This window comes from Bradyrhizobium sp. SZCCHNRI2009 (genome assembly GCF_032485115.1).
Classification (GTDB): domain Bacteria; phylum Pseudomonadota; class Alphaproteobacteria; order Rhizobiales; family Xanthobacteraceae; genus Bradyrhizobium.
On sequence record NZ_JAUEUH010000001.1, the window covers coordinates 1405666 to 1424030 of the forward strand.

18 protein-coding genes are annotated in these 18365 nt (G+C 65.3%); 8 read left to right on the forward strand and 10 right to left on the reverse strand.

The features are described 5' to 3' along the window. Positions 1 to 13: 13 nt before the first annotated feature. Together QX041_RS06355 and QX041_RS06360 are read left to right on the forward strand one after the other, a co-directional pair. A complete protein-coding gene (locus tag QX041_RS06355; RefSeq protein ID WP_315749983.1) occupies positions 14 to 2326 on the forward strand; it encodes an NADP-dependent malic enzyme in 2313 nt (770 codons plus the stop codon). Positions 2327 to 2474: 148 nt separating this feature from the next. Further along, on the forward strand, positions 2475 to 2930 hold the full coding sequence (locus QX041_RS06360; protein WP_315712340.1) for a DoxX family protein: 456 nt from the start codon (positions 2475 to 2477) through the stop codon (positions 2928 to 2930). Positions 2931 to 2938: 8 nt separating this feature from the next. Here the strand turns inward: QX041_RS06360 and QX041_RS06365 are convergent, their stop codons facing one another. The 4 genes from QX041_RS06365 to QX041_RS06380 all read right to left on the reverse strand — a co-directional run bounded on the left by QX041_RS06365 (position 2939) and on the right by QX041_RS06380 (position 7114). After that, positions 2939 to 3499 (reverse strand): dihydrofolate reductase, encoded by a 561-nt coding sequence (locus QX041_RS06365; protein ID WP_315826814.1) that lies wholly within the window; start codon positions 3497 to 3499, stop codon positions 2939 to 2941. 19 nt (positions 3500 to 3518) lie between these two features. Further along, positions 3519 to 4481 carry a polysaccharide deacetylase family protein gene (locus QX041_RS06370; RefSeq protein WP_315712338.1) on the reverse strand — a complete coding sequence of 321 codons (963 nt, stop codon included), beginning with the start codon at positions 4479 to 4481 and terminating at the stop codon, positions 3519 to 3521. Between the two features lie 159 nt (positions 4482 to 4640). Next, a complete protein-coding gene (locus QX041_RS06375; protein WP_316164718.1) occupies positions 4641 to 5216 on the reverse strand; it encodes a glutathione peroxidase in 576 nt (191 codons plus the stop codon). A gap of 155 nt (positions 5217 to 5371) precedes the next feature. Next, complete coding sequence (locus QX041_RS06380) at positions 5372 to 7114, reverse strand: L,D-transpeptidase (RefSeq protein ID WP_315826815.1); 1743 nt, start codon at positions 7112 to 7114, stop codon at positions 5372 to 5374. A 226-nt stretch (positions 7115 to 7340) separates the two neighbouring features. Here QX041_RS06380 and QX041_RS06385 point away from each other — a divergent pair, with 226 nt between their 5' ends. Both QX041_RS06385 and QX041_RS06390 read left to right on the forward strand, forming a co-directional pair. Further along, entirely contained in the window at positions 7341 to 7892 is a 552-nt protein-coding gene (locus QX041_RS06385; protein ID WP_315826939.1) for a CreA family protein, read from the forward strand. A 576-nt stretch (positions 7893 to 8468) separates the two neighbouring features. Beyond that, positions 8469 to 8831 (forward strand): hypothetical protein, encoded by a 363-nt coding sequence (locus QX041_RS06390; protein ID WP_315712645.1) that lies wholly within the window; start codon positions 8469 to 8471, stop codon positions 8829 to 8831. Positions 8832 to 8883: 52 nt separating this feature from the next. Here the strand turns inward: QX041_RS06390 and QX041_RS06395 are convergent, their stop codons facing one another. Continuing rightward, entirely contained in the window at positions 8884 to 9657 is a 774-nt protein-coding gene (locus QX041_RS06395) for a hypothetical protein (RefSeq protein ID WP_315749989.1), read from the reverse strand. Positions 9658 to 9696: 39 nt separating this feature from the next. Then, positions 9697 to 11418 (reverse strand): type I secretion system permease/ATPase, encoded by a 1722-nt coding sequence (locus QX041_RS06400; RefSeq protein ID WP_315712333.1) that lies wholly within the window; start codon positions 11416 to 11418, stop codon positions 9697 to 9699. Positions 11419 to 11520: 102 nt separating this feature from the next. Here QX041_RS06400 and QX041_RS06405 point away from each other — a divergent pair, with 102 nt between their 5' ends. Beyond that, the gene (locus QX041_RS06405; RefSeq protein ID WP_316164719.1) at positions 11521 to 13281 is read left to right on the forward strand and encodes a 2Fe-2S iron-sulfur cluster-binding protein; all 1761 of its coding nucleotides are present in this window, start codon (positions 11521 to 11523) and stop codon (positions 13279 to 13281) included. 10 nt (positions 13282 to 13291) lie between these two features. Here QX041_RS06405 and QX041_RS06410 read toward each other — a convergent pair whose 3' ends face one another. From QX041_RS06410 to QX041_RS06420, 3 genes are all read right to left on the reverse strand, one after another. Then, the gene (locus QX041_RS06410; RefSeq protein WP_315712331.1) at positions 13292 to 14638 is read right to left on the reverse strand and encodes an HlyD family type I secretion periplasmic adaptor subunit; all 1347 of its coding nucleotides are present in this window, start codon (positions 14636 to 14638) and stop codon (positions 13292 to 13294) included. A gap of 112 nt (positions 14639 to 14750) precedes the next feature. Next, positions 14751 to 15020: a DUF6719 family protein gene (locus tag QX041_RS06415; RefSeq protein ID WP_315712330.1), complete on the reverse strand. Its 270-nt coding sequence runs from the start codon at positions 15018 to 15020 to the stop codon at positions 14751 to 14753. After that, positions 15020 to 15172, reverse strand: coding sequence for a hypothetical protein (locus tag QX041_RS06420; protein WP_315712328.1), 153 nt, complete (start codon positions 15170 to 15172; stop codon positions 15020 to 15022). The genes QX041_RS06415 and QX041_RS06420 overlap by 1 nt, the downstream gene beginning before the upstream one ends. A 146-nt stretch (positions 15173 to 15318) precedes the next feature. Here QX041_RS06420 and QX041_RS06425 point away from each other — a divergent pair, with 146 nt between their 5' ends. The 3 genes from QX041_RS06425 (at position 15319) to QX041_RS06435 (ending at position 17908) form a co-directional block, all read left to right on the forward strand. Beyond that, positions 15319 to 16599: an ArgE/DapE family deacylase gene (locus QX041_RS06425; protein WP_315712327.1), complete on the forward strand. Its 1281-nt coding sequence runs from the start codon at positions 15319 to 15321 to the stop codon at positions 16597 to 16599. Positions 16600 to 16724: 125 nt separating this feature from the next. Beyond that, a complete protein-coding gene (locus QX041_RS06430; RefSeq protein WP_316164720.1) occupies positions 16725 to 17123 on the forward strand; it encodes a PaaI family thioesterase in 399 nt (132 codons plus the stop codon). A 128-nt stretch (positions 17124 to 17251) separates the two neighbouring features. Next, on the forward strand, positions 17252 to 17908 hold the full coding sequence (locus QX041_RS06435) for an N-acetyltransferase family protein (RefSeq protein ID WP_409977870.1): 657 nt from the start codon (positions 17252 to 17254) through the stop codon (positions 17906 to 17908). A 97-nt stretch (positions 17909 to 18005) separates the two neighbouring features. On the opposite strand, the gene QX041_RS06440 is transcribed toward QX041_RS06435, so the two are convergent. Next, entirely contained in the window at positions 18006 to 18311 is a 306-nt protein-coding gene (locus QX041_RS06440) for a hypothetical protein (protein WP_172109527.1), read from the reverse strand. Positions 18312 to 18365 lie beyond the last annotated feature (54 nt).

Below are 18365 nucleotides of genomic sequence, written 5' to 3' on the forward strand. Positions count from 1 at the left end.
CGCTGGAGCACGTATGTCGTCGTCCTATTCTGAAGATCTTCGTTCCGCAGCCCTGGCCTATCACCGCCTGCCGCGGCCCGGCAAGCTGGAGATCCAGGCCACCAAGCCGCTCGCCAACCAGCGCGACCTGGCGCTGGCCTATTCTCCCGGCGTTGCCGCTGCGTGCACCGAGATCGCCGGCAACCCGGCCGAGGCCGCCTCACTGACCGCGCGGGCCAACCTGGTGGCCGTCGTCTCCAACGGGACCGCCGTGCTCGGGCTCGGCAATATTGGCCCGCTGGCCTCCAAGCCGGTGATGGAGGGCAAGGCGGTCCTGTTCAAGAAATTCGCCGGGATCGACGTGTTCGACATCGAGATTGCGGCCGACACGATCGACCGGGTGGTCGAGACGGTCGCGGCGCTGGAGCCGACCTTCGGCGGCATCAACCTCGAGGACATCAAGGGACCGGAATGCTTCGAGATCGAGGCGCGGCTCAAGGAGCGCATGAAGATCCCGGTCTTCCATGACGACCAGCACGGCACCGCGATCATCGTCGGCGCTGCGATCAAGAATGCGCTGTCCCTGGCGGGCAAGCAGCTCTCCGAGGTCAAGATCGTGACCTCCGGCGCGGGCGCCGCTGCCATCGCCTGCCTCAACCTGCTGGTGTCGATGGGCGCGCAGCGCAAGAACATCTGGGTCTGCGACATCGACGGTGTCGTCCATGAGGGCCGCAACACGCTGATGGATCCCTGGAAGGCGGTCTATGCGCAGAAGACCGACAAGCGGACCCTGGCCGAGGTGATCGGCGGCGCGGACATCTTCCTCGGGCTGTCCGCCGGCGGCGTGCTGAAGCCGGAGCTGCTCAAGCAGATGGCCGAGAAGCCGCTGATCATGGCGCTCGCCAATCCCAACCCCGAGATCATGCCGGAGGAGGCGCGCGCGGCACGGCCGGACGCGATGATCTGCACGGGGCGTTCGGACTTCCCGAACCAAGTCAACAACGTGCTCTGCTTCCCGTTCATCTTCCGCGGCGCGCTCGACGTCGGCGCCACCGCGATCAACGAGGCGATGAAGCAGGCCGCGGTCGATGCGATCGCGCAGCTCGCCCAGGACCCGCCGTCGGACGCGGTGTCCCGCGGCTTCGATACCGGCGAGACCCAGGGCTTTGGTCCGGGCTCGTTGATCCCCTCGCCATTCGATCCGCGCCTGATCCTGCGCATTGCGCCGGCGGTGGCGAGGGCGGCGATGGAGTCCGGCGTCGCCACGCGGCCGATCACCAATTTCGACGAGTACACTGCGCTGCTGGAGCGTTTCGCGTTCCGCTCCGGCCTGGTGATGAAGCCGGTGTTCGCCAAGGCAAAGACGCAGCCGGTCCGCGTGATCTATGCCGAGGGCGAGGACGAGCGCGTGTTGCGCGCCACCCAGGTAGTACTGGAGGAGAAGCTGGCGAGGCCGATCCTGGTCGGCCGTCCTTCCGTGGTCGAGGCCCGCATCAAGCGCTTCGGCCTGTCGATCAAGGCCGGGCGTGATTTCGACCTGATCAACCCCGAGGACGATCCGCGCTACCGCTCCTATGTGCAGAGCTATATCGAGGTCGCGGGACGGCGCGGCGTGACGCCGGATGCGGCGCGCACGGTGGTGCGTACGAATGCCACCGTGATTGCGGCGCTCGCTGTCGTCAGGGGCGAGGCGGATGCGATGATCTGCGGCGTCGAGGGACGCTATATGAGCCATCTGCGCCACGTCCGTGAGATCATCGGCTTCATGCCGGGGGTCAGCGACTACGCGGCGCTGGCGCTCACCATCACCAGCAAGGGCGCCTATTTCATCGGCGACACCCAGGTGCGGCCGGATCCCACGGCCGAGGAACTCGCAGAGATGGCCTCGCTGGCGGCCAACCACGTCACGCGTTTCAACATCAAGCCGAAGATCGCCTTCGTCTCGCACTCGGATTTCGGCGGCTACGACACGGATTCGTCGCGCAAGATGCGGCAGGCGACGGCATTGCTGAAGCAGCATCGTCCCGACCTCGAGGCCGACGGCGAGATGCAGGGCGACACCGCGCTGTCGGCGACCGCGCGCAAGGCGATTTTGCCGCATTCGGATCTCGAAGGCTCGGCCAACGTCCTGATCATGCCGAATCTCGACGCCGCCAACGTCGCCTATCAGATGATCAAGGTGCTGGCGGATGCGGTCCCGGTGGGGCCGATCCTGATCGGTCCGGCGCGGCCGGCGCATATCCTGACGCCGTCGGTGACGGCGCGCGGCATTCTCAACATGACAGCGGTGGCCGCGGTCGAAGCCCAGGAACGGGCGGGGAGGGCGCAGCCGACGCTGTTCGCGTGACGCTGCTGGCGTGATCGAAGTGTGGCGGAATTCGTCCGGTTTCGGTCGTATTCCGCCCGCCTTTATTGTTGAAAAGCGTTCGCGACGTCACATATCCGGCCCGGTGGGCCGGCGACACAACGTTTGAAGTTGATCCGTGAGGGCGAGAATGCCGGGTTTCATTACATTCGGGCGCGTTCTGTTCGCCGTGATCTTCATCTACACGGGCGCGACCAAGCTGTTCGGCATTCCCGCCACCGCCGATCTCATCGCCGCCAAGGTCACGATTCCCACGATGCTCGCGCCCTATGCGGCGCAGCTCGAGGCCGCTGCCAAGATGCCGATGCCGCAGATCCTGGCGATCGCGGCCGGCGCGTTCGAGGTGCTCGCCGGCGTGATGATCGCGCTCAACCTTCTCGGACGTTTCTTCGCGGCTCTGATGATCGTGTTCGTCGGCGCGACCATCTTCTACTTCCATGACTTCTGGAACCAGGCCCCGCCCGACAACGCCAAGACCCTGATCGACGCGCTGAAGAACCTGTCGATCATCGGCGCGCTGTTCATGATCTTCGGCTATGGCAAGGGTCCGAAAGCGCCCGAGCAGAGCGCGTATGGAGACATCTAGAGGGAGCTCTAAGCGGTGCGTTTCCAGGCGGTCACGCTGACGTCGTGGGCAGGATCGAGCATCAGCTGATTGGCGGGCGTGTAGCCGTGGGCCGTCAGCACCTGCTGCGGCGAACGGTCGGGACCGACGCCGGGAAAGCACGGTGCGCCGCCGGGCAGGGAGACGTGGGGGGCCATTGACAGGAAGAAGGTGTCGTAGCGGTCCATGAACATCTCGAACACGACGGGACCGCCGATCACCGCCACCGTGCCAGAGCTGACGCCCGCGGCTTCACAGGCGGCTTCGAAGGAGGTCCCCGCCGGATTCCAAAGGGTGGAGAGCGGCTTTTCCGGATCCGGCGCCAGTCCCGCCACCTTCCCGGTCACGACGATGCGCCGGCGCTTCGGCGAGTTCGGCTGGTCCTCATAGGAGTTGCGGCCGTGGACGATCAGATCGGCGCCATCGAGAGCCTGGGAAAAGAATGCGGCGTCGCCGGGAAATTTCAGGGCGGGCGGCATCGCATTGCTCGCGTCGGCCAACATCCCGTCGGCCGACACGATCACGTAACCTTCGATACGAAGCTTGGTCACTGACGAAAGGAATCCCGTCTCATTCGGACACTGTCGTCACAACGCTCGACACCGGCCTTTGGCTCACCGTCGGAAGCTTCGCGACCTTGGCGAGCTGCTCGTCATATTGCGGCAGCGACTGCACCGGCGCCTTGGCGCGCATCGCGACCACCTTGTAGCCGCCGGCCTTCAGGCGGCGCAGCATCTCGGGCAGGGCCTCGGCGGTATGCTTGTGGAAGTCGTGCATCAGGATGATGCCCTTGCCGAGCTTGTCGAGCTTCTTGAAGGTGACGTCGATCACCGCCTGGGCATTGCGCGCCTTGAAGTCGAACGAGTCGAGATCGCAGGAGAAGATGCCGATGTTGCGGGTGCCGAGATAGGTCACGATCTCCGGCGGATGCTGCAATGCCGGGAAGCGGAAGAACGGCGCCGGGGAATTGCCGCCGAGCGCCCACTTCACGGCGCTGATGCCGAGTTCGATCTCTTCCTTGCGCTGATCCTCGGTCAGCTTCTTGTTGGTCAGCGTCGCATGCGACCAGGTGTGCGTGCCAACTGTATGGCCGGCATTGTAGACCTGCTTCAGGATCTCCGGATAATAGGTCGCATGCTTGCCGATGATGAAGAAGATGCCGGTGGTGCACTGGTCGGCAAGCGCCTTGAGCACGCTGGGCGTGTTCTCCGGCCACGGACCGTCATCGAAGGTCAGCACGACCTCGTGATCCTTCAGGAAGTCGAGGTCCTTGAAGTGCTCGAAGCCGAATCCCGGACCTCCGGTCGTATCGATCTCGACGGTGCGGCCGACGCCGAGCGCATCGGGGTTCATGCAGGGCGCGCGCGGCGGCTGCGTCTGGGCGGCGACGGCGGGAACAGGGGCCGGTGCGGGAGCAGCAGCGGCCGGGGTCGGCGCCGCCGCCGTGCGCTGCGCCTGGGACCAGGCCGCGCCAGACGTCAACAGCGAAGCCGCCAAAGAGCTTGCGAACACCAATCCTGCTGCAATCCGCATCGTGTTTCCTCGGGGTTGTTGCAATGGGAGCGCCAGCGTCGAGAGTCGCTCCGTCATCCGGCCGGGATACTAGCCCAGCAGCCGGAGTGGCGCCAAAAGGAAACAAGGCAAAAACACGGGGAAGTTGCCAGCTTCCGCCGCATTCCTGCCGAGTGTTGCTCAGCCGTTCGCCAGCAACCGGGCAACTGCGGTCTTGACCCGCGTATCCGTCGGCTCAACCGAGGAGGCGAACACGTCGGCGATGTAGCCGTCACGACCGATCAGATATTTGTGAAAGTTCCAGCGCGGCGTCTCCTTGGGCCGCGCCTCGGCAGCCCAGCGGTAGAATGGGTGGGCGTTGGAACCGGTGACCACCGCTTTTGCGGTCATGGGGAAGGTCACGCCATAGTCTTTGTTGGCCTGCTCGGCGATGTCGCCGGCGATCCCAGGCTCCTGGTTGAAGTCGTTGGACGGCACGGCGATGATCGTCAGCCCGCGCTCATGGAACTCGCTCCACAGCTTCTGGAGCCCGGTGTATTGCGGGGTGTAGCCGCACTGGGAGGCCGTGTTGACGACCAGCACCGGTTTGCCCGCGAAATCGGCGAGCCGAATCGGCTCACCGGCCAGCGCCGGGAAGGAGAAGCGATAGGCGGTCATCTTGCTCGCCGCATTGTCGGCATGAGCAGCCTGCGACGTGAGCGTCGCACCCGACAACGAGGCGCCAATGCCGAGAACAACCATCCTGCGATCGATCATGTGAATCTCCCTGAGCAGAGCCAGCCCCGTCAGCATGAATGTGCCCGCGCGCGACCGGCCGCTGCTTCAACGGCCGCCACGTTGCGCTGGATCAGACTGCGTTCCGGCACGGGGATACCCCTGCCGTGGGGCGGAAAGAGGGACGTCGTCGGTCGTCAGCGCAGCGAAAGGATGAACTCCGTACCCTCGCCGGTTTCGCCCTGATTGATGCCCTGATCGGACACGATCAGCGAACTTCCGGTCGACAGGGCTTCGCCGAGCCACGCCATGACGTCGGCGGGAATGGTGATGCGATCGAGCGCCTCGGCCGCGCTGCTCAGCTGAACGACCTGTTTCGGCTCGGCATCGGCGCCCGCGGACTTCTTACCCCGCCGGACCGCCCTGGCAGTGCCATCGTTCGCCGCGGTGCTCCGCGCCGAGGAGGGCAGCGAGACGACGGACCAGCGCATCGTCGCCGGATCGGCCTTGTCAGCCGTCGCGGTGAACACGTGGGTGCCGAGCGGCTTGTCGCCCGGTGCGATGGTGACCGGGGTGTTGAACACCGGAGCGAAGTTCTGCCGCACGTACAGCTTCGAATCCTTGCGGCTGATGAAGATCGCGATCTGGCTGTTGCGCTTCAATTCGGGCTTGGGCGCAATCGGCTTGTCCGGTGCGGCAACACGCGACTGATCCTTGGCGAGATCGTTGGGATCGACCGGCTTCGCCGGTGCCTCTGCCGCCGGTGTGGGCGGCGACGCAGGCGGCTCCGCGATCGGAGCGTCGGCAGGCTTGGACTCTACCGACTTGGGATCAGCCGACCTGAGTTCGGTCGAGCCGGTGGCTTCGGCATTCACCGATGCCTCAGCCGGCTTCTCGACAGCCGGAGTGGCCACCTGCACAGCATTCGTGGGCTCGCTCGCCGGAGCGACGTCGCCGGGGGCAGACTTGGCCTCTGCGTCGGCGGTCGCGGGCTCAATCTTGATCTCGGCGACACTGGGCTTCAGATCGACAGTATCGCTTTGAACCTCCATCGGGAGCGAGCGCGATGGCTCGGCGCTTGGGGAAGCGTCCGAGACCATCGGAGGGAGTCCGTTGGCGTTGCTGGCATCGGCGGTCCGCACCTGGCGCGACGCGGCGGGCGATCCTTCGCCGGAGCGCGGGCTCTCGGCATGACCGATCGTGGCGCGCAGATCCGTCGTCGCGACTGTGATCGCGGTGGTGACGGCGGCGCCCTTGTCCGACTTGATCGCTGCCGGCGCAGTCGCGTCGGGTTGCACCGATGCGCTCGGCTGCGGTGCCTTCAGGGCAGCGAGCATCGGATGCGAGAAACTCGCAGGAGCCACTTCGCTCGGCGTGACCAGGACCCGGGATCCCATGCGCGTCCAGCCATAGAAGCGGGTTGCAAAGCTTGCCGGCATGCGGATGCAGCCATGCGAGGCTGGGTAGCCGGGCAGCACGCCCGCATGGAGCGCGACGCCCGACCAGGTGATGCGCTGCATGAACGGCATCGGGGCGCCGCTATAGATGTTGGAGCGATGGAATTTCTGCTTCTGAATGACGCTGAACACGCCCAACGGCGTGGAATGTCCCTTCATGCCGGTCGAGACCGGTGCTTCCGCGAACAGACCGTTTGCGTCGTAGACCTTGAGCTGCTGCTTGTTGATCGACACCGCGATCGTGACCGGTCCTTGCGGCTTGGCAGCCTCCTTCTCGGTCTTTGTCAGCTTGTCGAGGTGGCGCGCCTTGGGCTTGCGCGGCATGGCCGGGCGTATGGTCGGAGCAATGGTGACGGGCTGAGCGTCGTTCCAGTAGTAATATGACGCTGCGTCAGCCTGTGAGGTCGCTGCTATGGCAAGCGGAACTGAAACGATTGCTGCACAATAGAACCGCCCCCTGGCGGCTGCACGAACGCAGAGCATTCCGGCAAATCCTCAAGAACCATCTGGTCTTTAGTGTCGCAGACGGAGTCTGCGTTCACCAGCTTGGGGCTTCTGCCCTGCGTGATTTCGTTCCAATCGTAGCAGAAAAGCCTCACATCCCGTTAAACGGGTAGTGGAAGGTCACGGGCTGGAGCGCCTTCCTTGCAGGCATTTGTGTCCCTACATGGGCGGTATGCCGAGCATCGGCGGTATAACGGAGACCGACATGTCCTTCAGAGCCACCAAACGGTTTGATCTGTGGCTGAAAACCCTCGCTTGCCTGCTGCTTATCGGATTGTCCTCGCCTGTGATCTCAGCATACGCCGCGGACGAGCCGGATCTGATCTTCCGTCGGTCGACCGTGTTCAAATTGCTCAGCCCGAATGACAAGCTCGCGACCTATGGCGTTGATGATCCAGAGGTCGAGGGCGTTGCCTGCCACTTCACGGTGCCGCAGAAGGGCGGCTATGTCGGTTGGCTGGGCCTGGCCGAGGAGGTCTCCGACATCTCGCTCGCATGCCGGCAGATCGGCCCGATCAGGTTCAAGCGCAAGCTCGAACAGGCCGACGACATGTTCCGGCAGCGGCGGTCGCTGTTCTTCAAGAAGATGCAGATCGTTCGTGGCTGCGATGCCAAGCGCAACGTGCTGGTCTACATGGTTTACTCGGACAGGCTGATCGAGGGCTCACCGAAGAACTCGACCTCCTCCGTCCCGATCATGCCTTGGGGCAAATCCGATGACGGCGCAGTCCAGAAGTGCGGTGATTTCATTCAATAAGGGACCTGCCAAGGGACGATCGGCTGCCGAAAGCCTCGCTGGGCAATTTGTGCTTGGCAGGATCGTGGCAGCCGATCAGCCGGACCAGGCTCTGTGGCGTCGAGCCGGCATAGCCCTCGGTTCGCTGCTGCGCCATCGGCGTAGCCGGCGAGCCGCGGCGAGATACCTTCGGTTTGGGTGTGTGCAAGCGCCTGCCCATGGTGACCCTGCGGAGCAACGTCGGCCCCCAAACGCGCCGCGCTGCTGGGTCGCCGTAGCGATCTGGGAGGTTCTCCCTGCCGGCCACGGTTAACGCCAGGTCGTTAAGAAGCTCTCCATCGACAGATTGACGGTCGCCCCGGATCGCGCTGGCTCGGCCAAAGCAGGTGGCGCTTTAGATCACTCTCGTTTTGATTGTATTTTGTGTCGTCGGGTGGGTTGCGATGAAACGGAGCGGCGGGCCCATGAAACCATTTTGTGCCCGTGCCGCAGGCCGCTTGAAACGTGAAGCGGGTATGAAAGCGCGGGCGGCATGCGAATCGTGTCGTCGCGGCCTGCGTGGATGACATGACGAAAAACAAACACCAGCGGTCCACCATGCGTTTTCGACTGGATGCTGCGGCGCTTGCCGTGCTGCCGTGCCTCTTCTGGTCCTTCGTCGAGGCGCGGACGACGACCCGATTGCCAGATCTGCGCGGCGAGTTCGTACGGCAATGTGCGCCTCATATGCTCGACCGGTGGACGCGTCCTGAAGCTGTCTGCTCCTGCCTGCATGACCATGCGGCCGCGATGGTGGAGGATGCCGACTTGCGTGAGGCGCTGCTGCGCGGGATCAGTGAGACCGGCGTGCCGACCATCGAGATCGATTGGGTGCCCGCACCGAAGCGAGCGGAGATCGGGCCCACGTTCACCAAGATCGCGAAGCCCGCGCTGCAGTGCATGTTCGATCCGGCCAACTGATCGGCTGTCTGAACCGATGTCGATCAGCATCCATCGTCCGCGGTGCTCGTCGTCAATCCAGGCCATATTGCGACATCAATGACTGCACGTCCGGCCGGCGCATGATGCGCGAGATCCGGGTACTGATGGCATCCTCGTCGCTGTGTCTCGACGATCTCGCAGTAGGCTTGGGCGCAGGGCGGGCCGCTGCCGCGCTTGCACGGGTTGGCTGATGTCCCGCAGGAGCGGGCTTTTCGGCGGACGACGAGGCGGCCGGTTGCGTCCCCGTGGTCTGGGTGGCCGCCGCGGCCGGCAGGCCGGACTGGGGCGGCGCGGCAACGGGAGCGGTCGCGGGGACGAGGGCCGGTGAAGCTGCGGCCGTGACGGGCGGCGTCGCGGCCGGTGCCATCGGGCGTGTTTCGGTGGTGGCGGCCACGGGCGGTGTCGCGAGCATTGGATTCGACGTCTTGGCAGCTTCAGCAACGGGGGCGGCGGCCGTGAGCGAGTTGGTACGCGTCTGCGACGAAGCTGCCTCAGGCGCCGGGACGGGCGCAGCCAGTGCGGTGAGCGCCGGGGCTGGCGGCGAGATCGGCGCCGGCGGTTCGATCACCGGAAGCGGGGCGGCGATGGCTGCATTGCCTGCGGAGGCGGCCTCGCTGGTGATCTTTTCGCTGCGGTCCAGCTCGGGCTTCCTGATATCGCTGGGGACATTGAGGGCTTGAGTTTGCGCGTGGGCCAGCATCTGCCGCGCGGTCATCGGCGTCTCCGCCGAAGCCGAGATCGGCAATAGGACGGCGGTCGCGAAGGCCAGCTGCAGGGTCCTCGTAGAAGATGTGAACTTGATCATGGCCGGCTCCTTGCGGTGTGAGATCTGCACTGGGTTCGTTCAGGCCGCCGCGCTGGCCGTCGCCCGGTCGTGGGCGACGACGACACGCTGGCCGCGCATCTTGGCGATCACCTCGTCGCGCGGGCCGAATGCCAGCGTCTTGCCGAAGGCCATCACCATGATGCGGTCAACATGCGCCAGAAGCTGCGGGCGGTGCGTGACGACGATCACGGTTCGGCCGGCGGCCTTCGCCTGGGCCATGGCCTGCGCCAGCGCCCGCTCGCCGTCCTCGTCGAGGTTCGAGTTCGGCTCGTCGAGGATCAGGAGCCGCGGATTGCCGTAGAGCGCGCGGGCGAGGCCGACGCGCTGTCGCATGCCGCCGGACAATGCCACGCCGCCTTCACCAATCGGCGTGTCGTAGCCGTTGGGCAGGCGCAGGATCACCTCATGCGCGCCGGCGGCCTTGGCGGCAGCGACAACGGCGGCCTCGTCGACCTTCGCAAGCCGGGCGATGTTGTCGGCGACGGTGCCCGAGAACAGTTCGATGTCCTGCGGTAGGTAGCCGATATGCTTGCCGAGCCGGTTTGGGTCCCATTGGCTGTAGGCGGCGCCGTCGATGCGGATCACGCCTTCGCGCAGCGGCCAGACGCCGGCCATGGCGCGCGCCATGCTCGACTTGCCGCTGGCGGAGGCGCCGACGATCGCGAGACTCTCGCCGGCCCTGAGCGAAAAGCTGACGCCCTTGACCGAGGGGCGGCCGGCCGCCGGCGGCCACACCACCGCGTTCTCGACGTCGATGTCGCCGCGCGGCGTCGGCAGCGCCGTCGGTGCAGCCGTGACCGGCAAGGCCTGGAACAGCTCCTCCAGCCTGCGGTAGGCCGAGCGGAATGCGATGATGCGCTTCCACTGCCCGACGACCTGCTCGACCGGGGCCAGCGCGCGGCCCATGATGATCGACGTCGCCATCATCGCGCCGGGCGAGATCTGCTGCTCGATCGCGAGCCAGGCGCCGATGCACAGCAGCGAGGTCTGCACCGCCATGCGCGCGAACTTGGTGACGGAATGCATCGCCGCGCCCCGCTCGACGAGGGTGCTGTGGGCATCGACCATCGCCGACTGCCGGCAGCTCCAGCGGTCCATGACAATGTCGCCCATGCCGAGGCCGCGCACGACCTCGCCATTGCGCAGCGCCGCCGCGACGAAGCGCGAGGCCTCGTTGGCCAGCGCGTTGGTGCGCTCGACGCTGGCGCGCGTGTAGAATTCGGTGAGCAGCGCCAGCGAGAACAGCACGATCGCGCCGAGCAGCGAGAGGATGCCGAGATAGGCATGCTGCAGAAAGCACAGCGCGACGAACACCGGCGTCCACGGCAGATCGCAGGCGATGGCGGCGGTGCCGCTGGAGATGCAGTCGCGGATGGTCTCGGCGTCACGGATGATCTGCTGGCCGAAGCGATGCCGCGGCGACAGCTCCGCCTTCATCATCGTCTCGAACAGCGGGTGGCGCAGCGTGCCTTCGAACTGCACGCCGGCCCGGGCCAAAACGCCGGAACGGGCGAATTCGAGGACGCCATACAGCACCAGGAAGACACCGACGATGAGCGTCAGCATGACCAGCGTGCCGAGATTGCGGCTGGTGAGGACGCGGTCGTAGACCTGCATGGAATAGAGCGGCGAGGCGAGCATGCTCGCATTGATGAAGAGGCTGAGCACGAAGGTCGCGGTGAGCGCGGGAAAGCAGGCGCGGAGCGCGGTTCCCAGCGGGCTTCGGGTGGTGCTCGTCATGTCGGATCCCCTTGCGATGGTGCTGGGGAGCTTCGCCTGGGGCACCCGTCGCCGACCGTGACTGACCTCACATAGCTCGAGGCTCATCTGCCGGCGCTTGAGTTGGCCGGTGGCAGCCGCTACCGGATGGTTCAGTCGTGCTCAGATTTCGCAGCTTGCCTGAATCACAGTGAGCTCATGCCTGCCGTAACGTCCCAGAACATCCGGCTCATGTCGGGCCTCGTCCTGTTTGCGTTCGCCGCGACGCATTTTCTCAACCATGCGGTGGGTCTGTTCAGCCTCGAGGCGATGGACGAGGTGCAGGAATGGCGACTGGTCGTCACCCGATCGTGGCCGGGAATGATCGTGCTGTCGGCGGCATTGCTCGCGCATGTCGTGCTGGCGTTCGCCAAGACGGTTCAGCGCGGCACGTGGCGGCTGTCCTCGTGGGAGTTTGTTCAGATCGCCACCGGATTTGCGATCCCGCTGCTGTTGCTGCCGCATGTCATCGAGACCCACATGGCTCATGCGATGTTCGGCGTTCAGGATGGCTACCTCTATGCGCTGGCGTTGCTGTGGCCCAAGGCGGCCTGGATTCAGGCCGCGCTGCTGCTGCTGGTCTGGATCCACGGCTGCGTCGGCCTGCATCATTGGCTGAAATTCCGGAGCTGGTACCGCCTCGTCCAGCCGCTGCTGGTTGTTCTCGCCGTCGCGGTGCCGATGGCGGCGCTGATGGGGTTCGTGGTGTCCGGACGCGCCGTCGCCACGTTGCTCGGCAATCCCGGTATGGCCGAGCAGATGCGCCAGGTCACCCATTGGCCGAGCGAACTCGACGGAAAGTGGATCGCCCTGCTGCAGGTTTCGGCGCAGATCGCGGTCGTCGCGCTGCTCGTTGCAGGCGTGACGATCATCGTGTTCCGTCACGTCGCGTCCCTCGCGGCGCCGAAGATCGCCATTGCTTTCACGGGTGGTGCGACGGTGCGGGCCGCGGTCGGTCCGACGCTGCTGGAGATCATCGGCAGCAACGATCTTTCGCAGCGATCCGACTGCGGCGGCCGTGCCCGCTGCGGTCTTTGTCGCGTCCGCGTTGATGAAGGTGCGGAGACGCTGGCACCGCCCGGCCACGCGGAGCGCGTCATGCTCGCCGACTTGGCGGCACCGGCGAATGTGCGCCTGGCCTGCCAGATCCGTCCGGCGGCGCCGCTGACGATCACGCGTCTCCTCGGCGGCGATCAAGCGGAGAGGGCGCCCCTCGTCGACCACCTTACCGCCGAGCGCCGTGCGGTATGCCTGGTCCACGTCCGCGTCCGTCCGCTTGCGGCCATTGCGCGCGACCGGCTGCCATCCGACCTCGGGTTCATGATGAACGAGATCTTTGGCGCCATTGGCAGGGCGATCGAAGCCCATTCCGGGCGCATCGATCGTTTCCTCGGCAATGGCGTGCTCGCCGTCTTCGGCGAGGAGCAGGGAGCAGAACAAGGCTGCCGCGATGCGCTGCAGGCGATCGGTGCCATGGACGTGGTCATGGACCGCGTCAACGAAAAGATCGCCGCGGAGATCGGTCGGCCCGTCGAGCTGGCGATTGGTGCTCACCTTGGCGACATCGTTGTCGGGCAACTGACCCTTGGACGCACGTCGCAGGTGGCTGTGCTCGGGCTCGGGACGGAGTGGCCGGCGCTTCTGGCTGAATTGGCGGACACCAGAGGTTGGCAGCTCGCGATGTCCGGTGGCGTGGCGGCAGCAGGCGGCCTTGCTGATCTGGATGGAGCGATACGTGAGAGGCTTGCCGATCCGGAACAGGGCAGCGAGCTGGACGCCATCGGCGTGCGGCGTGCCCGCGATCTTGCTGTCGTCGCGGGCGCGCCACCGGTGCCGTCGGCATAGGTGTCTCGGCTCATTTCTCACGGAACGTCTTGGCGAGCGTGTTGAGCAGCGGGCCGACCAGATATTCGAGCACGGTGCGCTCTCCCGTGGAGATGATGACGTCGGCCTGCATGCCCGGCAGGATCTTCTCGGCGATCTCGGGCGGGATGGTCGAATAGTCGATCACGACGCGCGCCGAATAGTAGCTCTGCTTGGTCGCCTCGTCCGACATCGCGTCCGCCGAGACGCTCGAGACCTTGCCGAAGATCGTCGGCGTCGTGCGCGAGGAGAAATTGGAGAAGCGCACCTCGGCCCTCTGGCCGATGGCGACGCTCTCGATGTCGCGCGGCGAGACGTGCGCCATCACGTCGACGCCTTCGCCGACCGGAACGATCTCGGCGAGCGTATCACCGGGCTTCACGACGGCGCCGACGGTGTGGACTTTCATGTTCATGACGATGCCGTCGCGCTCGGCGCGGATGTCGACCCGGCGCAGCACGTCCTCGGCGATGACCAGCTTCTCGCGCAGGTCCGACAGCTTGGCCCGGGTGCCGTCGAGCTGCTGGCCGACTTCGGTCAGATATTTCTGCAGCGTCTGATCGATCTGCAGGCGCGTCTGCGCGGCCGTCTGCGTCAGCCGCGCGACGTCGGCCTGCGCCTGGCCGAGATCGCCTTCGACGCGGGCGCGCTCGCGTTCCAGCTCGAGGAACTTGTTGCGCGGATAATAGCCTGCGGCGACCGCCGGGCGCACATTGTTCATCTGCGTCTCGAAGCTCGCGAGCTGCGCGGAGAGCGCGGCGCGCTGGCGGTCACGGCCGGCGAACTCCTGCTGCTGCTGGGCGATCTGCGAGTTGAGGATGTTGATCTGGCTGATCAGGCCATTGCGGCGCTCGACGAACAGCCGCTGCTGGTCGGCGATGGCAAGCGCCGCCTCCGGCACGTTCTGGCGGTTGAGCAACGTGTCGGGAAACGTGATCATCCGCGCATTTCCGCGCTCGGCGAGCAGGCGCGCCTCCTCGGCCAGCGACGCGTCCATCTGCTTGCGAAGGAGGTCGGTGTTGGCCTGGGCCTCGGTCGGCTGCAGCCGAAACAGCAGGTCGCCGCGATGCACGGCGTGAGTTTCCTTGGCCAGGATCTCCCTGATGATTCCGCCCTCACGGTGCTGAACCACCTTGTGATCGCCGGAGACGGACACGGTGCCCGGTGCGATCGCCGCGCGATCGAGCGGCGCATAGGCCGCCCACACGCCGAAGCCGCCGAACACCAGCGCGATCGACAGATAGCCGAGCAGGGCGTAACGGCTGAAATCGGCCTTGACCGGCTGCGGCCGGTCGGCCGCTTCGAAGAAGCCGTGATCCTGCACCGCTGACATCGACATGCTGCGTCCCCGCTTGTCCACGGGCAGGAGCATCGTCGATGCGCGGCTGTGGGACTGTGCGGAAGGTCACGCGCCGGAGGTCGGCGGCGAGAGCCGCATCGAACGAGGTCAGCTACTTCTTCTTCGGCCCGAAGCGCGGCACGCATTTCGTGGTGCGGACAATACCGGTTTCAGCCATCTTGGAGCCGGAGACCTCCTTCACCTGGCCGGCGGGGCAGGTGCCGTCATCGACCAGCACCCGCTGGCCGAGCCGGAGATCGGTGATGTCCTGCTCGCGCCCGACATATTGCGCCTGCGCGGGTGCGGCAACCAAAAGCAGGACACCGAGGACGCCGAGAGGGCGCGCTGCGACATTCGCGAACGAGGAGATTTGAGAACGCATCACTTTCCTTCGATCTTCAGTCCGTTTGGCCCGATATTGATCTGGACACCCTCCGGCTGCTTCTTGGCCTGATAGAAATTGTAGCCGAGCACGATGATCGCCGCGCTGAGAATGCCGAGGAGGAAATAAAGGATATTGCGGTGATCCGACATGTTAAATTCCAAAGTATGTTGCGGTCATTTTCGTATGCGCGAATGTACGGGCGGCCTTGCGATTCTGAAAGCAGCGGCGAATCCGGTGCAACTCTGCATGAGATTGTGATTTGCTGCAGTCATCGGCAATTGGAACCTCGACAGGCATGATCACCCAGGACATTACGCAGCGCATCGTCGACGCCGTCGATGCCGACTTCGACCGGCAGCTTGCGACCACGAGCGACTTCGTCGCCATCCCCTCGACCCGCGGCGCCGAAGGGCCGTGCCAGGACATGTTCAGCGATCTCCTGCGCGCGCGCGGTTACGAGGTCGACGACTGGCACATCGATCTCGACGATCTCAAGGAGATGCGCGGCTACGGCCCGATCGAGCACGACTTCTCGAGAGCACGCAGCGTGGTCGGAACCTACCGGCCGGCGACGTCGGCCGGGCGATCGCTGATCCTGCAGGGCCATTGCGACGTGGTGCCGGCCGGTCCGCTCGACATGTGGGAGACGCCGCCGTTCTCGCCGGTGATCCGCGACGGTCGGATGTATGGCCGCGGCGCCTGCGACATGAAGTCCGGTACCATCGGCGCGCTCTATGCGCTCGATGCCATCAAGGCTGCCGGCTTCAAGCCGACGGCGCGCATTCACATCCAATCCGTCATCGAGGAGGAGAGCACCGGCGTCGGCGCGCTGTCGACCCTGCAGCGCGGCTACCGCGCGGATGCCTGCTTCATCCCGGAGCCGACCAGCGGCAAGATGGTGCGTTCTCAGGTGGGCGTGATCTGGTTCCGCCTGAAGGTGCGCGGCTTCCCGGCGCATGTGTTCGAGGCCGGCGTCGGCGCCAATGCGATCCAGGCGAGCTATCATCTGATCCATGCGCTGGAGAAGCTCGAGGCGGACTGGAACGAGCGCGCCAAGAGCGATCGTCATTTCAGGACGCTCACGCATCCGATCAACTTCAATCCGGGCATCATCAAAGGCGGCGACTGGGCCTCGAGCGTGCCGGCCTGGTGCGACGTCGATTGCCGCATCGCCATCCTGCCGGGCTGGTCGGTCAAGGACTGCCAGAACGAGATCCTCGCCTGCGTCGCCGCGGCTTCGCGTGATCATCGTTTTCTCTCCAACAATCCGCCGGTCGTCGAGTGGTCGGGCTTCCTGTCCGAAGGCTACGAGTTGACCAATTCGGCCGAGCCGGAGGCGGCGTTCGGCAAGGCCTTCACCGCCGTCTACGGCGGCGAGGTCCAGGATCTCGTCTTCACGGCGCTCACGGATACCCGCTTCTACGGGCTCAACTACAACATCCCCAGCCTCTGCTTCGGCGCGACCGGCGCCGCCATGCACGGCTTCAACGAATATGTCGAGCTCGACTCGCTGCGCCAGGTGACCAAGACCATGGCGCTGTTCATCGCGGAGTGGTGCGGGATCGAGAAGGTCTGAGCGGCGGCACGATCGGACCGAAGCAATGACCTCTCAGGTCATTGCTTCGGGTTCGAAGCCCGGCGCATCCAGATGCGGCGCTGACCCGCGAAGACGGGTAGTCCGATCAACGGGGGAGGGAAGGCATGACGCCACTCGACAAGATCAATGCGATGAAGATACCGTTCGCGGAATTGAAGGGTGTGACCTTCACCGAGGCCAGCGCCGATCGCGTCGTGGCGCAAATGCAGGTGCGGCCGGATCTCTGCACTCTGCATCACACCATCCATGGCGGCGCCGTCATGGCGCTGGCGGATTCGGTCGGCGCGGCCGCAACCGTGATCAACCTGCCGCAGGACGCCAAGGGCACCACGACGATCGAGAGCAAGACCAACTTCATCGGCGGCGCCAAGGAGGGGACGGTGGTGACGGCAACCGCCACGCCCGTGCATCGCGGCCGCCGCACCCAGGTGTGGCAAACCCGGATCGAGACCGACGACGGCAGGCTGGTCGCACTCGTGACCCAGACTCAGCTCGTGCTGTGATGATTCGTACACAAACGAATCGTTAACTCACGCGATCCTTGCATGGCCTCATGTTCTCTCCGTAGAGCGCGGGGCTTGCAATGAATGTTGCGATGCACAATATAGCTCCTGTCTAGGGAAAGACGTCTGTGTGCGAGGGCTCTCGAGAGGAGTCTCAGGCAGTGTCACAGGTAGATACTTTTCGTCCCCGGCCGGGCTTCGGCTATGTGCGGACCCTCAGCCAGCACGAAGAACTGCCGTTGCTGCGCGATCATCTGTTGCGGCTCGATGCGGAAAGCCGGCACGATCGATTCAACGGCTTCCTCGATGACAGTTTCATCGAACGCTATGCGGCCCGCTGTGCGGCCGATGGCACGATCGTCGTCGCCTACATGGAAAATGGCATGGTGCGCGGCGCCGCCGAGCTGCATCCGCCGGAGCAGTCCGAGGACGGGCTTCCGGAGATTGCGTTCAGCGTGGAGGCTTGCGTGCGTCGCCGCGGGGTCGGCAGCCTGCTGTTCCAGCGCGTGATCTCGGAGGCGCGGTGGAAGGGCTATCGCAAGCTCCGCGTCACGACGGGATCGCAGAACCATGCGATGCGGGCGCTGGCGGCCAAGTTCGGTGCGCATCTGGCGTTCCGTCACGGCGAATCGACCGGCACGATCGATCTGACCGAGCAGCCCCAGGATGAGCTGGCGAAGCTCGTGATCGATGCGCCGATCGCGGCAGCGCGGGCGTTCTTCACCCTCAATCGCGCCTGCTGGAAGCTCGTGACCCGGATGTACGGCGACAAGCGCGCCGCCTGAGCCGAGCCGTTGCTGCGACGATAAAGGCGCGACAGCGATCACCGCTGCCGCGCCTTTTCGTTTGATTGCATTGCCGATGCGCCCCGGAGGGCGGCGTTCAGGTGCCGGTGCGCTTGTCGAAATTGAAGCGGCGCACGGTGCGGCGCTCGACCACGACGGCACGCTGCTGCGTGCCCTGGTCGGCCGTGATGACGCGCGTGTTGGTGCGCGCGGCAACGCGGACTGCCTTCTTCACCTCGGGGAGCACCTGCTCGAGCGGCAGACCCATCAGCGCCGACGCGATCTCGGCCTGAGCCTGCACGTCGTCGGTGATGCCTGACGCAGCGAAGATCGCTTCTTCCAGTGTCGGGGGATCACGCCTGACGCGACGCGGACCGTACTTGGTGTTCCAATCTTCGCTCATGGGGGCCTCGTGAATCGTCCGGGATACCTAGAAGCAGAATTGTTGCATTGCAAT

What these genes read in the sequence shown, in the direction of transcription:
- QX041_RS06355 (WP_315749983.1), top strand. Translation starts at nt 14, where the DNA reads ATGTCGTCGTCCTATTCTGAAGATCTTCGTTCCGCAGCCCTGGCCTAT.
- QX041_RS06360 (WP_315712340.1), top strand. Translation starts at nt 2,475, where the DNA reads ATGCCGGGTTTCATTACATTCGGGCGCGTTCTGTTCGCCGTGATCTTC.
- QX041_RS06370 (WP_315712338.1), bottom strand. Translation starts at nt 4,481, where the DNA reads ATGCGGATTGCAGCAGGATTGGTGTTCGCAAGCTCTTTGGCGGCTTCG.
- QX041_RS06375 (WP_316164718.1), bottom strand. Translation starts at nt 5,216, where the DNA reads ATGATCGATCGCAGGATGGTTGTTCTCGGCATTGGCGCCTCGTTGTCG.
- QX041_RS06380 (WP_315826815.1), bottom strand. Translation starts at nt 7,114, where the DNA reads ATGCTCTGCGTTCGTGCAGCCGCCAGGGGGCGGTTCTATTGTGCAGCA.
- QX041_RS06385 (WP_315826939.1), top strand. Translation starts at nt 7,341, where the DNA reads ATGTCCTTCAGAGCCACCAAACGGTTTGATCTGTGGCTGAAAACCCTC.
- QX041_RS06390 (WP_315712645.1), top strand. Translation starts at nt 8,469, where the DNA reads ATGCGTTTTCGACTGGATGCTGCGGCGCTTGCCGTGCTGCCGTGCCTC.
- QX041_RS06395 (WP_315749989.1), bottom strand. Translation starts at nt 9,657, where the DNA reads ATGATCAAGTTCACATCTTCTACGAGGACCCTGCAGCTGGCCTTCGCG.
- QX041_RS06400 (WP_315712333.1), bottom strand. Translation starts at nt 11,418, where the DNA reads ATGACGAGCACCACCCGAAGCCCGCTGGGAACCGCGCTCCGCGCCTGC.
- QX041_RS06410 (WP_315712331.1), bottom strand. Translation starts at nt 14,638, where the DNA reads ATGTCGATGTCAGCGGTGCAGGATCACGGCTTCTTCGAAGCGGCCGAC.
- QX041_RS06415 (WP_315712330.1), bottom strand. Translation starts at nt 15,020, where the DNA reads ATGCGTTCTCAAATCTCCTCGTTCGCGAATGTCGCAGCGCGCCCTCTC.
- QX041_RS06420 (WP_315712328.1), bottom strand. Translation starts at nt 15,172, where the DNA reads ATGTCGGATCACCGCAATATCCTTTATTTCCTCCTCGGCATTCTCAGC.
- QX041_RS06425 (WP_315712327.1), top strand. Translation starts at nt 15,319, where the DNA reads ATGATCACCCAGGACATTACGCAGCGCATCGTCGACGCCGTCGATGCC.
- QX041_RS06430 (WP_316164720.1), top strand. Translation starts at nt 16,725, where the DNA reads ATGACGCCACTCGACAAGATCAATGCGATGAAGATACCGTTCGCGGAA.
- QX041_RS06440 (WP_172109527.1), bottom strand. Translation starts at nt 18,311, where the DNA reads ATGAGCGAAGATTGGAACACCAAGTACGGTCCGCGTCGCGTCAGGCGT.